The sequence below is a fragment of the Arthrobacter pullicola genome (genome assembly GCF_014836875.1).
Taxonomy (GTDB): domain Bacteria; phylum Actinomycetota; class Actinomycetes; order Actinomycetales; family Micrococcaceae; genus Arthrobacter_B; species Arthrobacter_B pullicola.
Map to the genome: position 1 here is coordinate 486,653 of NZ_JACSQC010000001.1, position 22,225 is coordinate 508,877.

Annotated in this window: 20 protein-coding genes; 11 read left to right on the forward strand and 9 right to left on the reverse strand. The window is 66.6% G+C overall.

All coding sequences use genetic code 11. From position 1 onward, the window contains the following. Positions 1–345 precede the first annotated feature (345 nt). Positions 346–1,425, forward strand: a complete 1,080-nt coding sequence (locus H9638_RS02340) for an alkene reductase (protein ID WP_191745562.1) — start codon at positions 346–348, stop codon at positions 1,423–1,425. Between the two features lie 89 nt (positions 1,426–1,514). On the opposite strand, the gene H9638_RS02345 is transcribed toward H9638_RS02340, so the two are convergent. From H9638_RS02345 to H9638_RS02355, 3 genes are all read right to left on the reverse strand, one after another. Beyond that, a complete protein-coding gene (locus H9638_RS02345; RefSeq protein ID WP_191745563.1) occupies positions 1,515–2,084 on the reverse strand; it encodes a sugar O-acetyltransferase in 570 nt (189 codons plus the stop codon). Positions 2,085–2,140: 56 nt separating this feature from the next. Beyond that, on the reverse strand, positions 2,141–2,305 hold the full coding sequence (locus H9638_RS02350) for a hypothetical protein (RefSeq protein ID WP_191745564.1): 165 nt from the start codon (positions 2,303–2,305) through the stop codon (positions 2,141–2,143). 641 nt (positions 2,306–2,946) lie between these two features. Then, a complete protein-coding gene (locus H9638_RS02355; protein WP_191745565.1) occupies positions 2,947–4,179 on the reverse strand; it encodes an MFS transporter in 1,233 nt (410 codons plus the stop codon). Between the two features lie 63 nt (positions 4,180–4,242). Between H9638_RS02355 and soxR the strand changes: the two genes are divergently transcribed. Then, the gene (gene soxR, locus H9638_RS02360) at positions 4,243–4,755 is read left to right on the forward strand and encodes a redox-sensitive transcriptional activator SoxR (RefSeq protein ID WP_191745566.1); all 513 of its coding nucleotides are present in this window, start codon (positions 4,243–4,245) and stop codon (positions 4,753–4,755) included. A gap of 28 nt (positions 4,756–4,783) precedes the next feature. Here soxR and bsh read toward each other — a convergent pair whose 3' ends face one another. After that, complete coding sequence (gene bsh, locus H9638_RS02365; protein WP_191745567.1) at positions 4,784–5,725, reverse strand: choloylglycine hydrolase; 942 nt, start codon at positions 5,723–5,725, stop codon at positions 4,784–4,786. 194 nt (positions 5,726–5,919) lie between these two features. Then, the gene (locus tag H9638_RS02370; RefSeq protein ID WP_191745568.1) at positions 5,920–6,177 is read right to left on the reverse strand and encodes a hypothetical protein; all 258 of its coding nucleotides are present in this window, start codon (positions 6,175–6,177) and stop codon (positions 5,920–5,922) included. Here H9638_RS02370 and H9638_RS02375 point away from each other — a divergent pair. After that, entirely contained in the window at positions 6,166–6,738 is a 573-nt protein-coding gene (locus H9638_RS02375; RefSeq protein ID WP_191745569.1) for a hypothetical protein, read from the forward strand. The genes H9638_RS02370 and H9638_RS02375 overlap by 12 nt on opposite strands. Here H9638_RS02375 and H9638_RS02380 read toward each other — a convergent pair. Both H9638_RS02380 and H9638_RS02385 read right to left on the reverse strand, forming a co-directional pair. Next, positions 6,669–7,394: a hypothetical protein gene (locus H9638_RS02380; protein WP_191745570.1), complete on the reverse strand. Its 726-nt coding sequence runs from the start codon at positions 7,392–7,394 to the stop codon at positions 6,669–6,671. The genes H9638_RS02375 and H9638_RS02380 overlap by 70 nt on opposite strands. 102 nt (positions 7,395–7,496) lie before the next feature. Then, positions 7,497–10,463, reverse strand: coding sequence for an aminotransferase (locus tag H9638_RS02385; protein WP_191745571.1), 2,967 nt, complete (start codon positions 10,461–10,463; stop codon positions 7,497–7,499). Positions 10,464–10,664: 201 nt separating this feature from the next. On the opposite strand from H9638_RS02385, the gene H9638_RS02390 reads away from it, so the two are divergent. The 8 genes from H9638_RS02390 (at position 10,665) to H9638_RS02425 (ending at position 19,822) form a co-directional block, all read left to right on the forward strand. Then, positions 10,665–11,351, forward strand: coding sequence for a GntR family transcriptional regulator (locus H9638_RS02390; protein WP_191745572.1), 687 nt, complete (start codon positions 10,665–10,667; stop codon positions 11,349–11,351). 46 nt (positions 11,352–11,397) lie between these two features. Beyond that, complete coding sequence (locus tag H9638_RS02395) at positions 11,398–12,360, forward strand: tripartite tricarboxylate transporter substrate binding protein (protein WP_191745573.1); 963 nt, start codon at positions 11,398–11,400, stop codon at positions 12,358–12,360. A gap of 2 nt (positions 12,361–12,362) precedes the next feature. After that, complete coding sequence (locus H9638_RS02400; protein ID WP_191745574.1) at positions 12,363–12,917, forward strand: tripartite tricarboxylate transporter TctB family protein; 555 nt, start codon at positions 12,363–12,365, stop codon at positions 12,915–12,917. After that, a complete protein-coding gene (locus H9638_RS02405; protein ID WP_191745575.1) occupies positions 12,914–14,515 on the forward strand; it encodes a tripartite tricarboxylate transporter permease in 1,602 nt (533 codons plus the stop codon). The genes H9638_RS02400 and H9638_RS02405 overlap by 4 nt, the downstream gene beginning before the upstream one ends. Continuing rightward, complete coding sequence (locus H9638_RS02410; RefSeq protein WP_191745576.1) at positions 14,512–15,666, forward strand: exo-alpha-sialidase; 1,155 nt, start codon at positions 14,512–14,514, stop codon at positions 15,664–15,666. Before H9638_RS02405 ends, H9638_RS02410 begins: the two co-directional genes overlap by 4 nt. Positions 15,667–15,747: 81 nt before the next feature. After that, positions 15,748–16,635 carry a dihydrodipicolinate synthase family protein gene (locus H9638_RS02415; protein ID WP_191745577.1) on the forward strand — a complete coding sequence of 296 codons (888 nt, stop codon included), beginning with the start codon at positions 15,748–15,750 and terminating at the stop codon, positions 16,633–16,635. Positions 16,636–16,686: 51 nt separating this feature from the next. Continuing rightward, positions 16,687–18,321: a fucose isomerase gene (locus H9638_RS02420; RefSeq protein WP_191745578.1), complete on the forward strand. Its 1,635-nt coding sequence runs from the start codon at positions 16,687–16,689 to the stop codon at positions 18,319–18,321. Position 18,322: 1 nt separating this feature from the next. Then, the gene (locus tag H9638_RS02425) at positions 18,323–19,822 is read left to right on the forward strand and encodes an FGGY-family carbohydrate kinase (protein ID WP_318241753.1); all 1,500 of its coding nucleotides are present in this window, start codon (positions 18,323–18,325) and stop codon (positions 19,820–19,822) included. Positions 19,823–19,917: 95 nt separating this feature from the next. Here H9638_RS02425 and H9638_RS02430 read toward each other — a convergent pair whose 3' ends face one another. Both H9638_RS02430 and H9638_RS02435 read right to left on the reverse strand, forming a co-directional pair. Next, complete coding sequence (locus H9638_RS02430; RefSeq protein WP_318241754.1) at positions 19,918–20,157, reverse strand: nuclear transport factor 2 family protein; 240 nt, start codon at positions 20,155–20,157, stop codon at positions 19,918–19,920. Beyond that, entirely contained in the window at positions 20,154–22,136 is a 1,983-nt protein-coding gene (locus H9638_RS02435; RefSeq protein ID WP_191745580.1) for a heavy metal translocating P-type ATPase, read from the reverse strand. Before H9638_RS02435 ends, H9638_RS02430 begins: the two co-directional genes overlap by 4 nt. Between the last annotated feature and the right edge of the window lie 89 nt (positions 22,137–22,225).

Consider the following 22,225-nt stretch of genomic DNA (forward strand, 5'->3'; position numbering starts at 1 on the left):
AGAGCTGGAGGTTTGAACCTGACTCCGCAGGCTACACACGCGTTTACCTCGCGGATCAGAACACACCCAATGACCAGCTGATGAGCTCGGAACCCGGTCCAACGCCAACAGCCCAGGTCCGGTCCGCATTGGACTCGGCCGCCCGGGTCAACGTGGCCGAACGCGCCTTCTAACCCGTCGTCCGCGGCCCGGTGCATCGTGTCACCTGCGGGCCGCGGACACAGCGCCGGATGTGACTTCCCCCGCTATCCGGAATATCCCCGCCACCCCTGCCGCTTGTTCTGATGTACAACTTTCAGCCCAGGACACGATCAGCCCTGAGGCGAGCGACAGAAAGAACCCTCAGTGAACCTCTTTACTCCGTTGACACTCGGCGCCGTGGAACTGCCCAACCGCCTGGTGATGGCCCCGCTGACCCGCATGCGCGCAGACCTCGAAGGTGTGCCCACCGACATCATGGTCGACTACTACCGCCAGCGGGCCTCGCTGGGCCTGATGGTCAGCGAAGGCATCTACCCGTCCTTCACCGGCCAGGGCAACACCCGGATGCCGGGCCTGGTCACCGAGGAGCACGTGGCCGGCTGGAAGCGGGTCACGGACGCCGTGCACGCCGCCGGCGGCCGGATTGTGGCCCAGCTGATGCACTCCGGGCGGGTGGCACATGAGAACATCAACGGCGGCCGCGGTGCCGTCGCCCCCAGCGCCATTGCGCTCGAAGGCATGGCGCACACCTACGAGGGCAAGCAGCCCTACCCGGTGCCGCACGCCCTGACCGAAGCCGAGCTTCCCGGCGTCGTCCAGGAATTCACGGCCGCTGCCATGAACGCCATGAAGGCAGGGTTCGACGGCGTTGAGCTGCACGGTGCCAACGGTTACCTGCTGCAGGAATTCCTGTCTCCGGCCACCAACCAGCGCACCGACTCCTATGGAGGCTCCCCGGAGAACCGGGCACGGCTGATCATCGAGGCCTTCCATTCGGTGGCCGAGGCCATCGGCGCCGAGCGCACCGGTATCCGCATCTCCCCGGAACACAACATCCAGGGTGTCCTGGAGACGGACCGCGCGGACGTGCTGGCAACCTACAACGCCCTGGTGGACGGCATTGCGCCGCTGAAGCCCATGTACCTGAGCATCCTGCACAAGGACCCGGCCGATGACCTGGTCCAGGGGCTGCGCCGCCGCTTCGGCGGTCCGGTACTGCTGAACACCGGTTTCGGCGTGATGACGACCCGCGACGACGCCGTCGCCCTCCTGGCCGAAGACCTGGCGGACGCCGTCGTCGTCGGCCGTCCCGCCATCGCCAACCCGGACCTGGCCCGCCGCTGGCAGGAAGACCTGCCGCTGAACGAAGTGGACTACGCCACCTTCTACACCGACGGTGCCGCAGGCTACACGGACTACCCGGAGCTGGCTCCGGTTTCCTAGCCGCGTGCTGTCCTAGTCAACGACGGCGGCCTTCCGCGCACTGCGGAGGGCCGCCGTCGTTCCCTGAGCCAATTCACGCCGGCGGAACGTTAGTCCTCCACCGACCGGACCACGCGGGCAGGGGCGCCGACCGCCAGCGAACGGGCTGGCAGGTCCTTGGTCACCACGGCGCCGGCAGCCACGACGGAATCGTCCCCGATGCTCACACCGGGCAGCACCGTGACGTTGGAACCGAGCCAGACGTTCCGGCCCAGCGTGATTGGAGCCGGGTGCATATCCGCGCGCCTGCTGGGCGAGAGGTCATGATTGAGCGTTGCCAGGACGGCGTTGTGCCCGATCAGACAGTCATCGCCGATAGTGATGCCGCCCTGATCCTGGAACCGGCAGCCGGAGTTGATGAAGACCCGTTTGCCCAGGGTGATGTTCCTGCCGAAGTCGGCGGAGAACGGCGGGAACAGGGCCACGGTTTCATCCACCGGCCTCCCGGTCAGCCGGGAGAGCAGTTCCCGTACCCGGGCCGGTTCGTGGTAGCCGGTGTTGAGTTCCGCGGTGACTAGGAGGGCCTGCTGGCTGGCGTGGTGCATGGTTTCGTGCAGGGGTGAGCCGGCGGTTATGGTTTCACCGGCGTTCAGGGCGGCGAGGAGATCGTCGAGTTCCATTGGCGTCCTTATCCGGGGCTGTCCGCAGCTGTGCCGCCCCTCATCCACCCTAGCTTTTATCCTCCGGCGTCCGTCGCGGTGAGGCCCCAGGCCAGTAAGTTGTCGGGCTCAACGTCGATGGAAAGGGCGGCTACCGTGGACTCCAGTTTGAAGACCGTGCGGGTCGGTTCCTCCGAAGTACCGCAGGGGACGGTGGTCTTTCCGGTATTGGCAACGTTCACTGTCAGTTCGCCTTCGGACTGGCAAGCAAGGTAAACGGCGACGGCCGCACCAGCTGGACCGTACCCACCTGAGGCTGAACCGGACCCCGCCATGCCTCCTATAAACGTTTCGCCGGCCGGATGCGTGGGAAGTCGAAGATCAGCCGGCGCCGGCGTTACCCGCGGTTGTTCAGGCACCGATGCGGCCTGCGTGCAGCCGCAGAGCAGCAGGGCGCCCACACCAAGAACAGACAGGACTTTCGCGCGCATACAGCCTCCCAGTTGTTTTGCGTGCCAGCTGGTGGTCCTGGGGGAGACTGTGGCTGGTCGACGTCGACCTAACGTTCCGGCCACCCTACAGCACCCAGGAATTGCCGGTCGGAAGCGCCCGTCAGTTCGACGAGTCGATTTGGGACGGCCCCGCCACTTTGGGACATTCCTGCGCGGCGCCACGGCAGGGAAGTCCCACCGCGGTTGATTTGTCCCAGGACGGATGGTCGCCGCCCGGAATAGGCGTTGGGTGTGCGCAGCTTCCCAGGCATCGTTTACGCAAGAGGCCTGTGTGGTCCCAAGAGTTCACTTTCGTCACGACCCGTGGGAATCTCCGCACCAGGGCCTACCTGTTTGTACTGGGTTTCCGCAGCACCTGACCGGTTGATGGTTCATTTGCGGTTTTCCGGCGCAGTTGTTTCCGCAGGATCCAGAGGGAACAGATCGCCAGGCCCAGGGATATTGCGGCCGAGAGAGGATCCACGTGCTTGCGCGACGGCGACAAGGGGGCCGGCAAGGGCCAGGCCAAGTGGCATGGCCAGCGTGATGCCAGCGGTCCAGAGCGTGAACACCGGCTGTTGTTCCTCCGGCGGGACTTGCTGCTGAAGAACAATGAAGACGAGCGGATTGAACGGCCCATATACCAGTCCGGCGATAGCGAAGATAAGGAACGCGGATGTTCCGGATGCTGCCATTCCGAGAGCCGCCATGGACAAGGCCCAGCCAACGATGACGGCCAGCAGCAGGGGGACCGCGGGAAGCCGGCGGAGGTAGTTCACCGAGAGCGCTCCCAACAGGGCGCCGATGCCGTACGACGTCCAGAGAGTGCCGAGTGCTGGAGAGGGCAGGCCGAGGTCGTTCATAAGCAAAAGCGGCAGGGCCACTTCCACCGGCGCGTAAAAAAGATCGAAAACAAAAAACACACAGAATAACTGCATCAGCTGTGGCTGGGACCGCAGAATCGCGACCCCGGATTTGCCAGGACGGGTGGTTGGAGCGGACGGGATGGCGCCGGAATGGTGCCGTTTCACAGCCCAGAGGACAGCGAGCAGGACTAAATACGTACCCGCATTGCACAGCAGGGCTGGCGCCGCCGATCCGGAAGTGAGGGAGAGGCCTCCGAAAACGGGACCGAGAATGAACATTCCTACGCCCAGCGAGGTGCCGATCATGCCATTGACGGCGTAGGACCCGGCCGGTCCCACGAGGTTCAGGGCGAACAAGCGTCTTCCGCTCGCGGCGAGCAGCCGCAGGAGGGAACCTGCGCTGAGCAGCGCCACGAGCCACCCCAGCGACAGGGCCCCGGTCAGGGCCAGCAGCGCCGCAATGCCGTAGAAGAACGAGCGCAGCAGCGCATCGGCAGCCACTACGGCTCCCGGGGCGAAACGGCGGGTGCCCAGCCCGAACCAGAGGCTGACCAGTAGCGGAGCCAGCAGGGGAATGGCGTAAACCATCGAAAGCACAAAAGCAGGTGCCAAGGTGCCGCGCAGCTCAAGGGCCAGGACGGGCAGGGCGACCAGGGTCATTCCGTCGCCGATTCTCGAGAGCATGTCCCCGGCCAGGAATGACGCCAAACGGGGGTTCTTCAGGGATTGCATATAGGAGAGTTGAATGGGGGCAGGCATGCCGGCGATCGTATGCGCTCAAGTTAACTTGAGCGCAAACTTTTATCCGGTACCGTTCGTCAAATGAAGCAAACCAAGCCGGAAACTCTGCTGCCGATTTCAGTGGTCGCGGCACGATCGGGTCTATCGGTTTCAGCGGTTCGCTTTTACGAAGAGCGCGGACTGGTCTCCAGCAGACAACGCGTAGCCGGGCGCCGGGTCTATGGCAGAAGTGTCCTTCGACGTTTGGCGTTCATCGCGGCAGCTCAAAAGGTTGGACTGTCTATCGCTGAGATTCAAGCCGCGATGAACCAGCTGCCGGCGGAACGCGCTCCCTCACCGAAGGAATGGGGCCAGCTGAGCGAGCCGTGGAAAGCCCGGATTGACCAGCGCATCAGCGAACTGGAGGAGCTGCGCAGGTCGCTGGAGGACTGCATTGGATGCGGATGCCTCTCAATGTCCTCCTGCGGCATCCTCAACCCCCAGGACGAAGCGGCAGCTCAAGGACCTGGCGCGCGGTGGCGGATGCCTCCAGAGCCGACGCCCCCTGGTGCCGGCGAATCCGAGTCCGCGGGAAATCCTTCTGAGGTACTTTAGACCGCTGGGTTCAGCGTGGCTTCGGGGGTTAGGCGACCACCAGCTCCGTTCCATCGGTGGCATGGTCGGCCATCGCAACGCGCTGGATCGCCGGATCGTCATAGGTGTTCCAGTAGTAGGTCATCGTCCGGGAGGAAAAGAGCCCGGTGTAGATGGTCTTCTCAAACTCGCCCGATCCCATGGCCGCGCTGCCCTCCACCATCGCAACCTGCTGCAGGGTGTGGAATGCGCGGCTGACGTTCGCTTCCTCGGTCGCCTTCTCCGGATAGTGCGCGTTGACGTAAGCCGCACGCACAAACCGCGACGGCGAGTAGTAGTCGCCGGGGATCCCCCGCATCAGCGACCCCGAGCCGAACGGCGCCAGATCCGCCCGGCCAAGCACAACCTTCTCAGGGAACTCCGGCGAGGCATTGAGGTAGTTGCGCAGGTTCTCGTGGTGCCAGGGGAAACCGGGCTGGTTCGTGAGGACATCGACGTCGTCATCGTAGACGTGCAGACCGTCGCTTGTGTACTCCACAACGATTGCGCGCTTCGAGTCACCGATGAACCAGTGCAGCAGGGAGCTCGGGTACTTCTCGTTGATCGGCTTGTCCACAATGACGACGTTGCCGAGCGCCGCCTCGACCTCGTCAACGCTGGCGAACTGGGACGCCACCCAGAGCGGGAATTCAAACGCGGCCACGTTCGTCGCCCCCTCGGCCGGTTCCGGGGCGTACTCCGCGTACCCCGGAAAGTTGAGGCCGGCAACGGCCAGGCCCGCGTCGTTGCCGCAGTCGAAGTAGAGCGGTGTGTCCTCCTCCACGATGCCCATCCCGATGACGGCATGCTGGATTTCCGGCACCGCCCCGAACGGAGACCTGGTGGTGTACCCGGTGGGCGTGACCACCACCCGCTCGCCGTAGCCGGTCGTCCAGTCGAGATTGCGGGCGAGGTAGAGGCTGCCGCTGCCGAACCGAATGCCTGTGCACATGTCGATGCTCCCTCTTCCGGCGACGCACTGAAACTGGCTTCGCCTGTCGGGCGGCCACGGAACCGGGTCGCCCGGTCCGGAACCTCCCTGTTCAGGGTAGGCCCGGACCCCGCACCCGCGGCAGCCTGCGCACCGAACCCGGCCTCCGCACACGCATTTCCGCCGGAGGCACTCACCGTTGGGAAGTGCGGCGGCTAAACCTCCGTGACCTGCTGGAACTTGACCTTGTCCTTGTCATCACGCGGTGCGCCCTTGGCGCCGGGAGCACCGCTGGGACCCGCGACCCCGGGGATGGACGGCTGGCCTGGATCGGTGGTGGCGTGGCTGAAGTCGCCCCTCTCACCGTTCTTACCGGTGACTCCCGCATCTCCACCCGGACCCGGGTCTCCGCCCTTTCCGGGGTCTCCCGACTTCGCCTTGAAGACGCTCTGGCCGCCGCTTTGGTCGGACACATAGAAGACCAGGATGTCGCCGGCCGCGCCGGCATCACCGCCCTTGCCGCCGACCCCGCCCTGCGCTCCGTTCCCGCCTCCGCCACCGTAGGCACCGGGCTCGCAGTCGTTGCCGTTGCCTCCCTTGCCGCCTGTTCCGCCCTTGCCGCCTTTGCCTCCGTTACCGCCTTTACCACCATTGCCGCCGGAAGCATCGACGACTACATCGCTGCCAAGGACCCGTACATGCAGTTCAACGGTGCCGCCTTTGCCGCCCGGCAGGCCATCCGCACCGGGCCCGCCTGCGCCACCGTCCCCGCCGCGCCCACCGCGCGTGGCACCGGTATCTCCGACGAAGAACCAGCCGCTGCACACAGCCTCGAACCCCTCTTGACCCGCCGGGCCGTCACCCCCGGCAGCGCCGGCCGCTCCTTCTCCGCCGTCCGTTCCCCGCTTGTCGATTCCGCCCATGATGTTCTCCTGTTCCAGGTAGGCATGGTGTCGCTGGGAGTTCAGCGCCAGGTGGCCGTGACCATCTCCGCACGTGCGGAAATCTCCGCTACGGAGAGACGGTCCGTGTAGCCGGCGATGGGCGGGTGCGGTCCAGGCTTGCTCATTTCCTCCAGCACCAGCGGAACTTCCCAGGGTTTCCCGGGAACACCGACCATCTCGTTGCAGGTCAGGAGGAAATGGCTGCTTTCCGGGAAAATCCAGCCGTGCTTATGGAACTTCACGTTGAGAGCCGTCAGCGCATTGATTGACCGCTTGAGAACCAGCAGGCCACGGACCTCCAAGTCCAGGTTCGGAAACCGGACCTCCCTCCACACCGGAAAGACGTCGCGGAGCGGTGAAATGAACCGCGCCCCTTTCTCCGCGGTCAGCTTTGCCAGGACAGGCGGGTGGCCACGCGCGATTAGCATCGCGGCCGCGCGGCTGATCACGTCCCGCGTCATCACGGCCTCAGGCGGAATAGGCGCAACGCCCTCAGCACTGCGCGACGATACAACACCGTGGTTCCCCTCGGAAAAAACCACATCGGGCACCACGGAATGCTCCAGACTGCGCTGGATATCGTGCAGATCTTCCTCTGGAATTGCTGGGTGGATGATCCCCAGGCGGTAAAGATCCCGGATGGACCGCGGCCTTTCCTCAACCAGGAACTCAGCGGCCGGAGAGTCTGGGCTGTCCGAGAAAACCACTGGATCGTGTGCTGCTTCAATGACATATGTCCCAGGCATAATCTGTCCTTGCTCGAACGGAACGGAACCTGCTCGAACGGTGGTCTTATTGGTAGGACAGCCCCTGGATGAACGGGTTGTCAAGGGTTTCCCGCATGCCGCTCACCACCGGTCCGTCAGCACCTGGTCCAGCGTCTCGAGGAAGAACCGGGCGCTCTCCGCGGTGAAGCAGAGCGGCGGCTTCACCTTGAGGATGTTCTGCCGGTCTCCGGTGGGCAGCACGATCACGCCGAGCTCACGCATCCGGTCGCAGACCGCCAGGGTTTCCTCCCCGGCCGGTTCCAGCGTCTCCCGGCTCCGGACAAACTCCACCCCCTGATAGAGCCCCATGCCGTGCACCGCGCCAACCAGCGCATGCTGGTCCATCAGCGAATGGAATCCCTCAGCGAGAACCTGGCCCACGGCCCCGGCGTTTTCCTGCAGCTGCTCCTTCGAGATCACGTCCAGCACCGTGACTCCGATCCGGCTGCTGAGCGTGCTGCCGCCGCCGGAGGAGAAGAACGAGCCTTGCGAGGAGAGGGCCTCGGCAATCTCCCGCCGGGTTATCACCGCGCCGAGAGGATGGCCGTTACCCATCGCCTTGGCCATCGTGATGATGTCCGGCACCACACCGTGCTCCTCAAAACCCCAGAAGTACCTTCCCAGCCGCCCGTAGCCCATCTGGACTTCGTCGGAAATACACACCCCGCCCTGCGCCCGCACCGCTGCATACACTGTGTCCAGGTACCCCGGCGGGGTGCCGATGGAACCGGCGTTGCCGTTCCGCGGCTCGGCGATGTACGTACCCACCGGGGTGCCGGCGTCGTGCAGTTCCTGCAGCAGCGCCACCGCATCGCGGGCATAGGCCGCACCCGCACCCTCGCCGCGGTGCGTGCCGCGGTAGGCATTCGGGGCGTCCGCCGCGTGGACCCAGCCCGGCCGCGTCTGAGCCGCCCGCGGATTGTCCGAAACGGAGGTGGACACCGCATCGGCGCCAAGGGACCAGCCGTGGTAGGACTCCTGCACACACAGCACGTCCTCCCGGCCGGTGAACGCCTTGCCCAGCCGCAGGGCCAGCTCCACCGCCTCCGATCCGCTGTTGACCAGCAGCACGGTGTCCAGGGAATCCGGCACCTGGGCCAGCAGCCGCTCGGACAGCTCGGCCACGGCCTGGTAGTGGAACCGCGAGTTGGTGTTCAGCAGCCGCCACTGCTTCGCTGCGGCTTCCGCCACCGCCGGGTGTCCGTGCCCCAGCGCCGTGACGTTGTTGACCATGTCCAGATAGTGCCGCCCGGAGGTGTCGATCAGGTGCTCTTTCCAACCGCGTTCAATCCGCGGCGGCGCGTCGTAGTAGTGCGCCTGGAGCGCGGCGAAGGAACGGTTGCGCCGCTCCAGAAGGCTGTCAGTACCGGTGATGGACGACGGCGGTGCCTCGGCCCGGGTGCCGCTCAGCACCTGCGCGGGATCGAGGTGCGTGGCAGCGTAGCCGGGGAACTCAGAGGCCCGGACAAACCGCGGCGGAACCCCGGCAGTGGGGTAGGTTCCCTGCGTCAGGAGCCAGATCCAGAGTCCGTCCGGTCCGCTCCGCCCGATCCGCTGGCCGGACTGCACGGCCTGGCCGCTGCTGACCGAGGGATCCAGCACGGCGCCGGAGAGCACGACGGCGAAGTCCCCGCCTTCCAGCCGCAGCGTTCCGTTCGGGGTGCCGGAGACGGTGACGGTCCCGGCGAACGGCGCGTGGACGGCCAAGGGCTGCGGGGCATGGACCTCGACGCCAAGGGCCACATTCGCAGGTTCGCCCGTGCTGTGCGCGGTGGCGCGGGTGAGCCGGGCTTCGCCGAAGCGGGTCACCGCCGGGGAGCCGCCGGCGGCGGCGCCTGTGAGGATCCGTTCCTCTTCGGTGGCGCCGTTCAGCCAGGACCCGTTGTCGAAGTCTTCACTGTCCCAGCCGAAGTCCACGGCGGCCGGGGTGCCGAGGCCGGGCAGCAGGGGAGACCAGGCGGGTTGCGGGAGTGTGTGCCTCCCGGTGCCGGGGACATCCAGCGTCTGCCGGATGGCCGCCTCGGCAGCGTTCCAGTCATAGCGTGCCGGGATCTCGAACATGGCCCACTCCCGGTCCAGCGCCGAAGAGGCATAGTCGTTGCCGGCGTCGATGGCGGTCTGGTGCTCGCCGCTGACCGCCAGCACGGCGCCGCGCAGGACGATCAGCGGCCACAGTGCCTGGATCTCGGCGTCGGACAGCGGGGCCTGCTCATGAAAGGCCCGGATCATCGGCAGGACGGTGAGCGGATTGCCGCTGCTGCCGGGGGACAGCTCGTGGTGGAACAATGACGCGCAGGCGACGGCGAGTTCGCCCACCCGCCAGCTGTACATGGCATCGCTGAAATCGATGATTCCCGCCAGCTCCGGAATGCCCTGGGCGGTGAGCGCATAAACCACGTTGTCATCGGTCATGTCCCCGTGCACCGCCTGGACGGGCAGCTGGTCCTTCAACGGGCCCAGCGCGGCGGTGACCCGCTTCAGCGTGGCAACCAGCAGCTCCCGCTTCCAGCTGCTGCGGACAAACGACACCAGCGCGGTCACCACTTCTTCGCCGGCCCGCAGATCCCACTGCAGGGACCGGGACAGGCCTGGATGCTGGAAGCCCGCCAGCGCGCGGCTGGTCCGGCCCAGCCAGCTCCCGAGGTCGCTTCGGAGGGACGGGCTGAGATACTTCCGGTCAATGACCGGGGTGCCCTCCACGAAGGTCAGCAGCCGCAGGCAATGCTCCCTTCCGTCCAGCACCGGTAGTTCCACGAATTGTCCGGCCACCGATTCCAGCGGCAGCGGCGTGGAAAACCCGGCACCGGTGAGGCGCTGCATTGCCGCGTTCTGCGCTTCGATCTCGGTCCGGGAAAACTCCGGATTACTGATTTTCAGCAGGCGGCGGTGCCCGGCGGCGGTGGTGAGCAGGAAGTTCCGGTCCTGCTGGCTGCCCAGCTCTTTCACCGCCGTGACGTCCACGGCGAAAAACTCTGCCGCCCATTCCGCCGCCAGGGCAGGAGAAACGTCCGGGCGGGGCAAACCGGTGGGTTCGATCAGTGCAGGCATATGTCACTAACTCCCATGGGGTTTTTCGAATAAGAAGCCACTAAGGAAATAGTGCAGCAACCGGGCAGCTGAAAGCGCACAACCTGCCGTCACAAACGGACCCTTTCCCAGGCTGCCTAACAAAACCGTTGACAGCTCCGATGTGATGTGGGTTACTTGGTCAACGGTTAACCGTAATCGGTTAGCGAGAAGAAGGGTCCCATGGCAAACGCACTGCTTCCGAAAAACCTCCCGCTGCCTCCCATGCAGGCACTGGGCGAGCTGGTCCTGTCCCGGCTCCGCCACGCCGTCATCGCCGGTGAGATTGCGCGGGGCACCCATCTGGTCGAGTCCCAGCTGTCGGAGATGTTCGACGTCAGCCGCGGGCCGATCCGGGACGCCCTGAAACAGCTGGAAGCAGAAGGGCTCGTCGAAAGCCGGCGCAGGGGAGTCTTCGCCATCGGCCTGACCTCCACCGACGTCGATGAGCTGTACATGATCCGCGAGCTCCTCGAGATCCAGGCGCTCCGCCTGGCAGCCAAGGTGCCCGACGGCGAGATCTGGGCCTCCGTTGTCAGGAACCTCTCAGCCATGGAAGAACGCGCCGCGGCGGGAGACCCGCTGGCGTTCGCCCGGGCGGACCTCGCCTTCCACTCGGCCATCTACGGCGTCGCCGGGAGCAAGCGGCTCGAAAGCATCTGGCAGCAGTACGAACCGACCTTCGCCGTCATGCTCGAGCTGACCAACGCGGAAGACCGGGACCTCGGGCCCACCTGCCAGGACCACATCGACCTGTTCACCACGGTGATGGCCGGCGATCTGGAACGGGCCGAAGAGATGCTCCGTGAACACCTGCAGGGTTCACGGACCAGACTCTCGAACGCGTTCAGCAGGCTCGGGAACGACTAAAGCCCTACGCAGCACCTCCCCGCATCCACCAACAAGGAAGTTGATAATGGAAAAATCACGTTCGCACCTCATCATCGGCGTTCTCGCCGCTTCAGCCATCGGCCTCACCGCCTGCGGCAGCAGCAGCAGCGCCAGCGACGACGCAGCAGGGTTCCCCGAGAAGGACATCACCTTTATTGTGCAGGCAGCTGCCGGCGGCGGCTCGGACCTCACCTCGCGTGCACTCGCCGCTGAGCTGGAGAAGGAACTGGGTGTTTCGGTTGTGGTTGAGAACCGTCCCGGCGCCTCCGGCTCGACCGCCATGCAGTACATTGCCGACTCCGATACGGACGGCTACACGATCGGCTTCGTGCCCGTGGAAATCTCGATGCTGGGCCACCAGGGCTTCGACATCGACCCGGCGAACTACGACTTCCTGGGCCAGATCATGCTCTCTCCCGGCGTGGTTTCCGTACCCGCGGACAGCCCCTACGAAACCCTGGAGGACCTGATCGAGGCCGGCAAGGAGAAGCCCCTCAACATGGCGAACTCCGGCCCCGGCTCGATCTGGGAAGCCGCAGAACTGGGCCTGGCAGACGCTGCCGGAACCCAGGTAGTGCCAGTGCCGTTCGACGGCGGCGCCCCCGCAGTCGCAGCCGTCATCGGTAGCCAGGTTGACGGCGCCGTCGGCGGCACCTCGGAGACCGCGGCCGCGCACGACGCCGGCCAGGTCCGGGCGCTGGCCGTCCTCCACGACGAGCGCCACCCGATGCTTCCGGACGTCCCGACCGCATCCGAGCTGGGCTATGACCTCCAGTTCGGCGGCTGGGGCGGCGTCTACGCACCCGCTGGCCTGCCCGACGAGGTGCTTGAAGTCCTGACCAAGGCCATCGAAACCTCCGCGCAGTCGGAGTCCTTCGTGGAGACCATCTCCAAGGGCGGTGCCCTGCCGGTTTACAAGTCCCCGACCGACTTCACCGACTTCATCAACTCCGAGTACGAGCGCTTCGGAAAGCTCCTGGCGAAGTAACCATGAAATCCGCCTCCCCCCAGAGGCGGAGCGATCCGGGTGCGGAGCCTGCGGTTCAGGCTCCGCACCCGGAGGTCTCCGCCCAACCCGCTGACACGGGCGTACCTGCCCGCGATTCCCGCCCGCTGGAAATCGGCGCTGCCCTTGTGGTTGCCGCCGTCACGGCAGCGGTGTATTTCCTGGCGAAGAACATCGAAGTGCGCATCGAAACGCCCGGTGTCGGCCCCCGCACCTGGCCGGAGCTGCTCGGTGCCGCCGGTTTCGGCTTCTCCGCCCTGCTGCTGCTGATGGCAGTGTTTGGGCGCACCGCTGACCGGAGCGACCTGGATGGCGCCACACGCACCGGGTGGCTCCGGCTCCTGGTGACCCTCGCAGCCACCGTCGCGTTCATCGTGCTCTGGCCCCTCATCGGCTTCATCTATGTGGCGCCCCTGCTCATCTCGGCCGTCACCGCCATTGCCGGCGGCCGGACCCTCCGGGCGCTCGCCGTGTACCCCATCCTCGCCACTGCGGGGATCTATGTCCTCTTCCATCTCCTGCTCAAGGTGCCACTATGAACACGTTCTCAATCGGCATGGAAGCGGTGCTGGATCCGACCACCCTGATCTGCCTGCTGGTCGGCCTCGCCGTCGGAACCATGGTGGGTGTTTTCCCCGGCATCACCGGTTCCATGGCCGTGGCCCTGGCCTCCGGATTCACCCTCACCCTGGAACCGGTGCAGGGCCTGGCCGTCCTGCTCAGCATCTACGTGGGCGCCAACTACGGCGACCGCATCCCCTCCATCCTGGTGAACACACCGGGCACCCCCGCAGCGATCGCCACCACCTTCGACGGCTATCCCATGGCTAAACAAGGCAAAGCCGGGCTGGCGCTGGTGATGTCCTCCATGGTCTCCACCGTCGGCATCCTGGCCTCCATGGTCCTCTTCATCCTGGCCGCACAGCCGGTGGCACAGCTGGCGCTGAAATTCGGTCCGCCTGAAATGTTCGCGCTGGTGGTCTTCGGCCTGACCATCATGATTTCCATTTCCTCCAAGTCGCTGGTCAAGGGCGTTCTCGCCGGACTGATCGGGCTCACCATCGCAACCATCGGCCGGGACCCCATCACGGGCGACCAGCGGTTCACCTTCGGCCTGAACGACCTGACCGGCGGACTCGACTTCATTGCCGTGATCATTGGCCTGTTCGGCATTGCCGAGCTGTTCGACCAGCTCCTCACGTACCGCGAAACGAAGGTCAAGCCGATTTCCTCGCTGGGCCGGGTCTGGCCCACCAAGGCGGAGTACCGGCAGGTTGCCAAGCCCACCGCCCTGGGCACCGGCATCGGCGCCTTCGTCGGCGTCGTGCCCGCTGCCGGCGGCGACATCGCCGGCCTCATCGGCTGGGACCGGGCACGCGGCATGTCGAAGGAAAAGGACAAATTCGGCAAGGGGTCCATCGAGGGAATCTCCGCTGCCGACAGCGCCTCCAGCGCCACGCTCGGCGGGTCGCTGACCACCACCATGGCCCTGGGTATTCCCGGTGACTCGGTGATGGCCGTCATGATCGGCTCCATGGTGATCTGGGGACTGCAGCCCGGCCCCCAGCTCTTCACCAACCGGCCGGACCTGGTGGTCTCCATCGCAGCCATCATGATCCTGGCGACCATCGTCTCCTTCGGCGTAAGCCTGGTCCGGATGCGCGGCATGGTCCGTCTCATGGATCTGCCCAACCACTATGTCTGGTCAGCAATCCTCATTTTCTGCCTGGTCGGTACCTACACGGTGACCAACAACGTGTACACGGTCATCGTGATGCTCGTTTCGGGCGTCATTGGCCTGATCATGAAGCGCACCGGATTCCCTGCCGGTCCGGTTGTCCTCGGCTTGCTGCTGGGACCGCTGGCTGAATCCAACCTCCGCCGGTCCCTGCTGATCGACGGTCCGTCGGTCTTCTTCACGCATCCGATCTCCCTCACGCTGCTGATCCTCGCCGCCGTGTCCATCGCCATTCCGATTATCGGAAAAGCCCGGTCCGCCCGTTCCGGCAAAGCTGCGGGATCGCTCGAGGACCAGCTGGTTGACCGCACCGCGCGCGAAGCCGGTTACGACGGCGGTTCCGGGACCGGTTCCGACAACGCCCAGGACGCCGAGGCGGATCGAAGCGGCAGCAAATGACGGCGGCTGTGGGGCACCCGGGACTCACCGCCGGCATCGATCGACGCTGGGTGCTTCCGCCGTCGGACACCGCGGCACAGCAGTGCCACGCCTCCTCTGTCCTGTCCGTGGGCGGCCGGCTGCTCTGTGCCTGGTTCGCCGGCACGGCCGAAGGCACCCCGGACAACCGGATCTGGCTCTCCGCGACTGACCACACCGGCCGCTGGCAGGAGCCCCGGCCGGTGGCAGGGGAAGGCACCGAAGCGCACTGGAATCCGGTCCTGGCCGCAGGCCCGGACGGCAGCGTCTGGCTTTTCTACAAACGCGGTGCTGCGATCTCGGCCTGGCAGACCTGGGTCCGGGTAAGCCGTGACGCCGGGCGCACCTGGAGCGGTCCCCGGGAACTGGTTCCCGGGGACCGCGGCGGGCGCGGACCGGTGAAGAACCCGCCGGTCCTGCCGCCTGGCGGCGGCTGGCTGGCACCGGGCTCCGAGGAGCGCTGGCTGCCGGGCGGCGCCGTCTGGGACTGCTTCGCCGACCGCTCGGATGACGGCGGCGCCACCTGGGTCAAGACCGCCATTCCCGTTGACCGGAGCCGGCTTTCCGGCGCCGGCGTGATCCAGCCCTCGCTGTGGACGAAGGGAAACACCATCGGCGCGCTGATGCGCTCCAGCGAGGGATTTGCCTATGCCGCGGAATCCACCGACGGCGGCAGGACCTTCTTCCCGGCGCAGCCGACGAACCTCCCGAACAACAACAGCGGCCTGACCGTGGCTGCCATTGGCGAGGACCTCCTGGCCTGCGTCCACAACCCGGTGGCCGAGAGCTGGGGTCCGCGCTGCCCGCTGGCGGTCTCCTTCTCCACGGACGGAACCCGGTGGGGACCGCCCGCCCTGGTCCTGGAGGACGGCCGCACTCCGCTGGAGGGCATCTTCCCGGCTGCCGCCGGTTCACGTACGGAAGCCGGAACCCAAGCTCCCGGCTTCGAACCCCGTGACACCGGGGTGGTCACCGACGGGCGCGGCGAATACTCCTACCCGTCAGCCGCCATCCACGGTGACCAGCTGGTCGTTACCTACACCTGGCAGCGGCGGGGGATCGTCAGCGCCGCCCTCCCGCTTGCGGCCCTCCGGCTCGCTGCGGCCCGCGCAGCCGCGCAGTCCGCTTCCTAACGCAGCACCTGCTTCACCCCCAGCACTTTATGACACAGCTTCATCGGCTCCAATCTCCGCACCACCGAAAGGCTCTACCCCATGACCGCACAGATCATCAGCGCCCTCCCGCTTCCCTTCACCGAAGACGGGGCTGTGGACTGGTCCGCGTACGAGGCCCTGCTCGCCCGCGTTGAGCCGCACGCCCACGGAGTCCTCGTCGCCGGGACCACCGGTGAATTCCCGGCGCTGGACGACGACGAGCGGCTCGAAACGTTCCGCCGGGCAATCGTGGCCTTCGGCGCAGACCGGGTCATCGCCCACATCGGACACGCCAGCCCCCACCAGGTCATCCGGCTCGGCCACGCGGCCGAGCGCCTGGGCATAACCCGGATGGCAACCCTGAACCCGTATTACCTGCCCGCTGATGATGACGCTGTTTATGAGTTCTACGAGGTAGTGACCGCCGCACTTCCCGGCGTCGACCACTACGTGTACTTGTTCCCGGAACGGACCGGCATCACCGTCGGCGTGGCCGTGTTCGAGCGGATCATGCAGCTGCCCGGCATCCGCGGAGTAAAGCTCTCCGGTGCCGCCAGCGAGGAACTCGAGGCCTACGCCAAGTGCCTGCTGCCCGGCCAGGAACTCTACTCCGGCAATGACGCCACCCTGCCGTTCGTGATGTCCAGCGGCGGCACCGGCGTTGTTTCCGGCGTATCGGCTGCTTTCCCGGCGACCTTCGCAGCGCTGGCCCGAGCCGTCGACAGCGCCGGCCCGGCGTCCTCCGGTGACGCAGCCGGAGCAGATGAAGCGCAGGCGCTGCAGCACACGGTGGAGAACCTGGTCTCCCTGGCCGGGCCCTCAATCATCCGGTTGAAGGCCGCCATCGCGGTGAACGTTCCCGGCAGCTGGCGCAGCCGTATGCCGATGGCAGCACTCGACGCGCCCCTGGCCGCCGATCTGTCCGCCGCCGCCGCCAGCCACGCCTAGACCTCTTAACTTCGCACCATCACCTGATCGACCTGATCACAAGGAGAAGCAATGAGCACGTACACCTTCCCAGCTGAACAGCACCTGCCCGCCCTGAAGGAAAAGACCGTCTACGTCGTCGCCAGCGGCGACCTGCGGCTGAGCGCCAACTTGGCCGGCTGGGGCACCCAGCAGCAGCTCGAGGCAGACTTCGCCGCCGCCGTCGGGCGCTTCGGATTCACCGTGGAACGCGCCCACGGAATCAATCCGGAGACCGGCCACGGGTTTATCGACAGCCAGCGCGCCGGCATGGACGTTTTCCGCAACATCCCGGCCGAGGCACCGCTGGTGGTGGTCGACGCCGTCTGGCAGTACAGCCACCACGTCCTCGCAGGCCTGCGCTCGCACCGCGGCCCCATCCTGGTGGTAGCCAACTGGGCCGGGGACTTCCCCGGGCTGGTGGGCCTGCTTAACCTCACAGGCTCCCTGACCAAAGCCGGCGTGCCGTATTCCGCCCTGTGGAGCAAGGACTTCAGCGACGAATGGGCCATCGGCAAGGTGGAGGAATGGCTCCGCACCGGCACCATCAACCACGACCTCAGTCATGTCCGCGACCTGCCCGCCCTGCCGGATTCGGACGAAACCCGGCTGGGCGCCGCGCTGGCCCGGCAGCTCCGGGAGGAAAAAGCGATCATCGGTGTGTTCGATGAAGGCTGCATGGGTATGTACAACGCCATCATTGACGACGAGCTGCTGAACCCCCTGGGCATCTACAAGGAACGGCTGTCCCAGTCGGCGCTGCTCGCCGAAATGCGCCTGGTGACGGACGGGGAGGCAAAGGAAGTCCGGCAGTGGCTCGACGACGCCGGCTTCACCTTCCACTTCGGGCCGGACGACGCCGAGGACCTCACCGAGGCGCAGGTGCACGAGCAGCTCAAGATGTACGTGGCCGCCGTGCGCATCGCGGACGACTTCGGCGCCGACGCGATCGGCATCCAGTACCAGCAGGGACTTAAGGACATGGCCCCGGCCTCCGACCTGGTGGAAGGCCTGCTCAACAACGTTTCCCGGCCGCCGGTCCTCGCCCGCGACGGCTCCCGGGAGCTGTACCCGGGTGCTGCCCTGCCGCACTTCAACGAGGTTGACGAAGGTGTGGCCGTGGACGCCCTGGTCACCAACCGGATTTGGACGGCCATGGGCCTGGACCCGGCGAACACCCTCCACGACATCCGCTGGGGCGAAGAATACGACGGCGAGTTCGTCTGGGTTTTCGAGATCTCCGGCGCGGTCCCGGCGTCCCACAACGGCGGCTACGACAAATCGTTCGGCCACCGCCAGCCCGCGGTGTTCTTCCCCCGCGGCGGGTCCACGCTCTCCGGCACGTCCAAGCCCGGCGAGATCGTCTGGTCCCGCGTCTTCATCATGGACGACGAACTGCACGTGGACCTCGGCCGGGGCCACGTGGTGGCCCTGCCCGAGGAAGAGACCCAGCGCCGGCTCAACGCCACGGACAAGCAGTGGCCGATCATGCACGCCGTCCTGCACGGAGTCTCCCGCGACCAGCTGATGGCCCGGCACAAGGCCAACCATGTCCAGGTGGTCTACGCCCCGGACGCGGAGACCGCGGACAAGGCACTGGCCGCCAAGGCTTCCCTGTTCCATGAGCTGGGTGTGTACGTACACCTGTGCGGCGAAGTGGCGCTGTAGCGTGAACGGCTCCTTCCCCCGCCAAGCTGTGCTCGGCGTCGACATCGGAACCAGCAGCAGCAAGGGTGTCCTGGTGGACCTCGAGGGCAACGTCCTGGCCTCCGAGACCCGCGAACACCGGGTTGACCGGCCGCACCCCGGCTGGGTCGAGATGGATGCAGCAGTGTGGTGGGAGGAGTTCCGCAGCATCACTGCTGCGCTCGTGACGGATGCCGTGACAATCGTTGGCGTCGGGGTCAGCGGGATGGGTCCCTGCGTTCTCGTCACCGACGAGCACTCCACGCCGCTGCGTCCGGCCATTCTGTACGGGGTGGACACCCGGGCCACGGCGGAGATCGCCGCACTCACCGCGGAGCTTGGCGGTGATGCGGAAATCCTGGGCCGCTGCGGGTCAACGCTCTCCACACAGGCGGTGGGCCCGAAGCTGGAGTGGCTGGCTGCCCACGAACCGGAGGTCTTTGCCGCGGCCCGGCGACTGTACATGCCGGCGTCGTGGCTGGCCTACAACCTGACCGGGGAGTACGGGCTTGACCACCACTCCGCCAGCCAGTGCACCCCGCTCTACGATTCGGACGCCCTCGTCTGGTACAAACCCTGGACCGAGCGGATCGCACCGGACCTGGACCTGCCGCCGCTGCTCTGGCCCGGCGACGTCGTCGGGCAGGTGACGGCGGCAGCCTCCCGGGTGACGGGCCTTCCGGCCGGCGTTCCGGTGTGCATCGGGACGATCGACGCCTGGACCGAGGCGGTGAGCGTCAGCGCCACCGAGCCGGGGGACCTGATGCTGATGTACGGGACCACCATGTTCCTGGTGCACACGGTCGCGGAACGGATCGACGTCCCGGAACTCTGGGGAACCGTCGGTGCCTTCGAGGGCACCAGATGCCTGGCCGGAGGAATGGCCACCTCCGGAGCCATCACCGGCTGGCTGCGGGAGATCTTCGGCTCCCCGGGGTATCCGGAGCTGCTCGCCGAAGCCCAGGAATCCGGCCCGGGAGCGCACGGAATCCTGATGCTCCCGTACTTCGCGGGTGAAAGGACGCCGATCGCTGATCCGGACGCCCGCGGTGTCATCGCCGGGCTCACCCTGTCCACGACCCGCGGAGACTTGTACCGGGCTGCACTGGAAGCGACGGCGATGGGCGTGCGCCACAACATCGAGGCGATGGAAGCCGCCGGCGGCGACATCACCCGGATCGTGGCGGTGGGCGGCGGAACGCAGGGCGGACTCTGGACCCAGATCGTGTCCGATGTGACCGGACGCGAACAGGTGATTCCTGCCCGGACCATCGGCGCGAGTTACGGGGCGGCTTTCCTGGCCGCACAGATCTCAGCGAGGGATTCGGTTCAAATCTCCGAGTGGAACCCGGTGCAGCAGGTCATCCGTCCTGACCCGTCCCTGCGTGAACGCTACGACTCCCTCTACAGTCTGTACCGCGGGCTCTACGAAGCGTCGCGGAGCATCCAGCACCGGCTGGCCGAGAGCCAGCGCCAGCGCTGAACCCGGCGATTCGAACCCGGCACGCGTTGTGCCGGGTTCGAGTCCATCGACTTGGGGGTCCGCGCCCGTCCGGGCGGAGACCCAGGCACCTGCAGTCAGGGAACCGCCACCATGTAGGAATCAACCTCGCTGATCAGGCGCTCAATACTCAGATCCGGGCTGCCCTCGAACCCCGGAGCGCCGATTTCGGCGTCGAACTCCGCCTTGCCGCGGGTGGTGCGGGCGCCGTGGATGCGCCAGACGACGTCGTCAGTGAGGCAGGCAAGGATCGCCTGGTGGTCGCTGCGCCGGAAACCGTCCATGTAATGGCGGGCCTGTTCCTCTTGGGTACTCACGCGTGACCCCTCCTTGCGGGTCGGGGAGGTTCCGAATCAGACGGAACCTGAGACTTCAGCCGTCTAGTCCTTTTCGCCTCCCGCCGGAACAGCTTCCGGCCGTGGAGTGCACGCAGCGCATTCAGGATCGCCACCAGGTCCACGAGTTCCTGGGTCAGGGCCCCGGCCACGGCAGGAATCAGGCCGAAGGACGCCACGAGCATCAGCACAATGCTCAGTGCGATCCCGAGCCAGATGCTGCTCAGCGCCACCTGCAGGGTCCGCCTGCCGATGTCCACGGCGGTTGCCACCTTGGAAATATCATCGGCCACAATCACGACGTCGGCAGATTCGCTGGCAGCCGTGGAACCGCGCGCTCCCATGGCGATTCCGACATCGGCTGCCGCGAGCACCGGGGCGTCATTGACGCCGTCGCCCACCATGATCACCGGGCGATGGGGGAGAGCCGCGACGGCGGCGACCTTGTCCTGGGGCAGCAGCTCGGCCTGGACCTGCGTAATGCCCACCTCCGCTGCCATGCTCTCCGCGGTGGCCAGCCCGTCTCCGGTGAGCATCACGGTTTCGGTGATGCCGAGGTCCCGCAGCCGGTCCAGGGTGGCGGACGCGTTGTCCCGGGCGGTGTCGCTCATGACCAGGGTGCCGGCGAAGCGGCCGTCCACGCTGAGGTAGACGCCCATCTGGCCGGGGAACAGGTCCACCGGACGGGTCTGCGGATCCACTTCGGCGACAAACCGGCGCTTGCCAACCCGGACCGTGCGGCCGCGGATCAGCGCTTCGACGCCGTTGGTCGCCACTTCCTGCGCGGTGTCGGCCGGGGCAGGGTGCAGGCCGCGCTGCTCCGCGGCGGCCAGGACGGAGGCCGCCAGCACGTGGGAGGAGTACTGCTCCGCTGAGGCCGCCAGCGTCAGGAGGTCATCAGCGCTGAAACCGGGTTCCGGGTTCACTGCCACCAGTTCGGGCCGGCCGTAGGTCAGGGTGCCGGTTTTGTCGAAGGCAGCGCTCTGCGCCCGGGCAAGCTGCTCCAGCACCGCTCCGCCCTTGACGATGATGCCGCTGCCGGCCGCCCGGCTCATCCCGCCCATAAAGGCCACCGGTGCGGCGATCAGCAGGGGGCAGGGCGTGGCCAGCACCAGGACCTCCGCGAACCGGACCGGATCCCCGGACACTGCCCAGGCGATCCCGGCGATCAGCAGGGACACGGCCGTGAACGGCACGGCATACCGGTCCGCCAGCCGCACCACGGGAGCCTTCGATTCCGATGCCTCCTGCACCAGGGCGACGATCCGCTGGTACTGGCTGTCCGCCGTCGTCGCTGTGGCCCGGATCCGGACCGCGTGGGTGCCGTTCACCGAGCCGCTCATCACGGTGTCTCCGGCGGTGCGGGCCACGGGCATCGACTCACCGGTCAGCGAGGATTCGTCAAAGGAGGCGGCGTCGGAGAGCAGGATGCCGTCCACCGGAACCACTTCGGCCGGTTTGACCAGCAGGACATCCCCGACCGTGACTTCGGTGGCGGGAATGTCCTCCGCAGGGCCCTGGCCGTGGTTGGGGGAACCTGGAACCTGCTCGCCGGTGTCGACGCCGGAGGGCAGCCGGTGCGCAATGTCCGGAGCGCGGTCCAGCAGCGCGTTCAGCTCGCGCTTAGCCCGTCCCGCGGCATAGTCCTCCAGCGCTTCCCCGCCGGAGAGCATCAGGACAATGATCAGCGCCGCGATGTACTCGCCGACGGCAACCGTGGCGAGCATGGCGACAACAGCCAGGATGTCCAGCCCCCAGTGTCCGCGCAGAATATCCCGCACCATGCCCACACTTGTCAGCCCCACAACACCGAGGGTGAAGAGGGTGGCGATCCACTGAGCCGTGGTGTCCGCGCCGGCTCCGAGGAGGAGCAGGACGACGGCGATGACCACCACAGTGGCGGCGACGACGGGATAACGCCGGAGCGCCCGGCCGGCAGCGGTTCCACGGTTGAAGACCATGCTCTTGTTGTAAGCCTATCGGCGGCCCTTTTCCAGCAAGAGAATGCTTGCCTAACCCGGCACAACCCACACGTTCCGGGGCGGCCACG

Coding starts and splice junctions, on each gene's coding strand:
- H9638_RS02345 (WP_191745563.1), bottom strand. CDS start 2,084: ATGGAACTCGACGATCTCCTCGCCGCCCTGAACGCCGGTGAAACCATA.
- H9638_RS02355 (WP_191745565.1), bottom strand. CDS start 4,179: ATGCCTGCCCCCATTCAACTCTCCTATATGCAATCCCTGAAGAACCCC.
- soxR (WP_191745566.1), top strand. CDS start 4,243: ATGAAGCAAACCAAGCCGGAAACTCTGCTGCCGATTTCAGTGGTCGCG.
- bsh (WP_191745567.1), bottom strand. CDS start 5,725: ATGTGCACAGGCATTCGGTTCGGCAGCGGCAGCCTCTACCTCGCCCGC.
- H9638_RS02380 (WP_191745570.1), bottom strand. CDS start 7,394: ATGCCTGGGACATATGTCATTGAAGCAGCACACGATCCAGTGGTTTTC.
- H9638_RS02385 (WP_191745571.1), bottom strand. CDS start 10,463: ATGCCTGCACTGATCGAACCCACCGGTTTGCCCCGCCCGGACGTTTCT.
- H9638_RS02390 (WP_191745572.1), top strand. CDS start 10,665: ATGGCAAACGCACTGCTTCCGAAAAACCTCCCGCTGCCTCCCATGCAG.
- H9638_RS02395 (WP_191745573.1), top strand. CDS start 11,398: ATGGAAAAATCACGTTCGCACCTCATCATCGGCGTTCTCGCCGCTTCA.
- H9638_RS02400 (WP_191745574.1), top strand. CDS start 12,363: ATGAAATCCGCCTCCCCCCAGAGGCGGAGCGATCCGGGTGCGGAGCCT.
- H9638_RS02405 (WP_191745575.1), top strand. CDS start 12,914: ATGAACACGTTCTCAATCGGCATGGAAGCGGTGCTGGATCCGACCACC.
- H9638_RS02410 (WP_191745576.1), top strand. CDS start 14,512: ATGACGGCGGCTGTGGGGCACCCGGGACTCACCGCCGGCATCGATCGA.
- H9638_RS02415 (WP_191745577.1), top strand. CDS start 15,748: ATGACCGCACAGATCATCAGCGCCCTCCCGCTTCCCTTCACCGAAGAC.
- H9638_RS02420 (WP_191745578.1), top strand. CDS start 16,687: ATGAGCACGTACACCTTCCCAGCTGAACAGCACCTGCCCGCCCTGAAG.
- H9638_RS02435 (WP_191745580.1), bottom strand. CDS start 22,136: ATGGTCTTCAACCGTGGAACCGCTGCCGGCCGGGCGCTCCGGCGTTAT.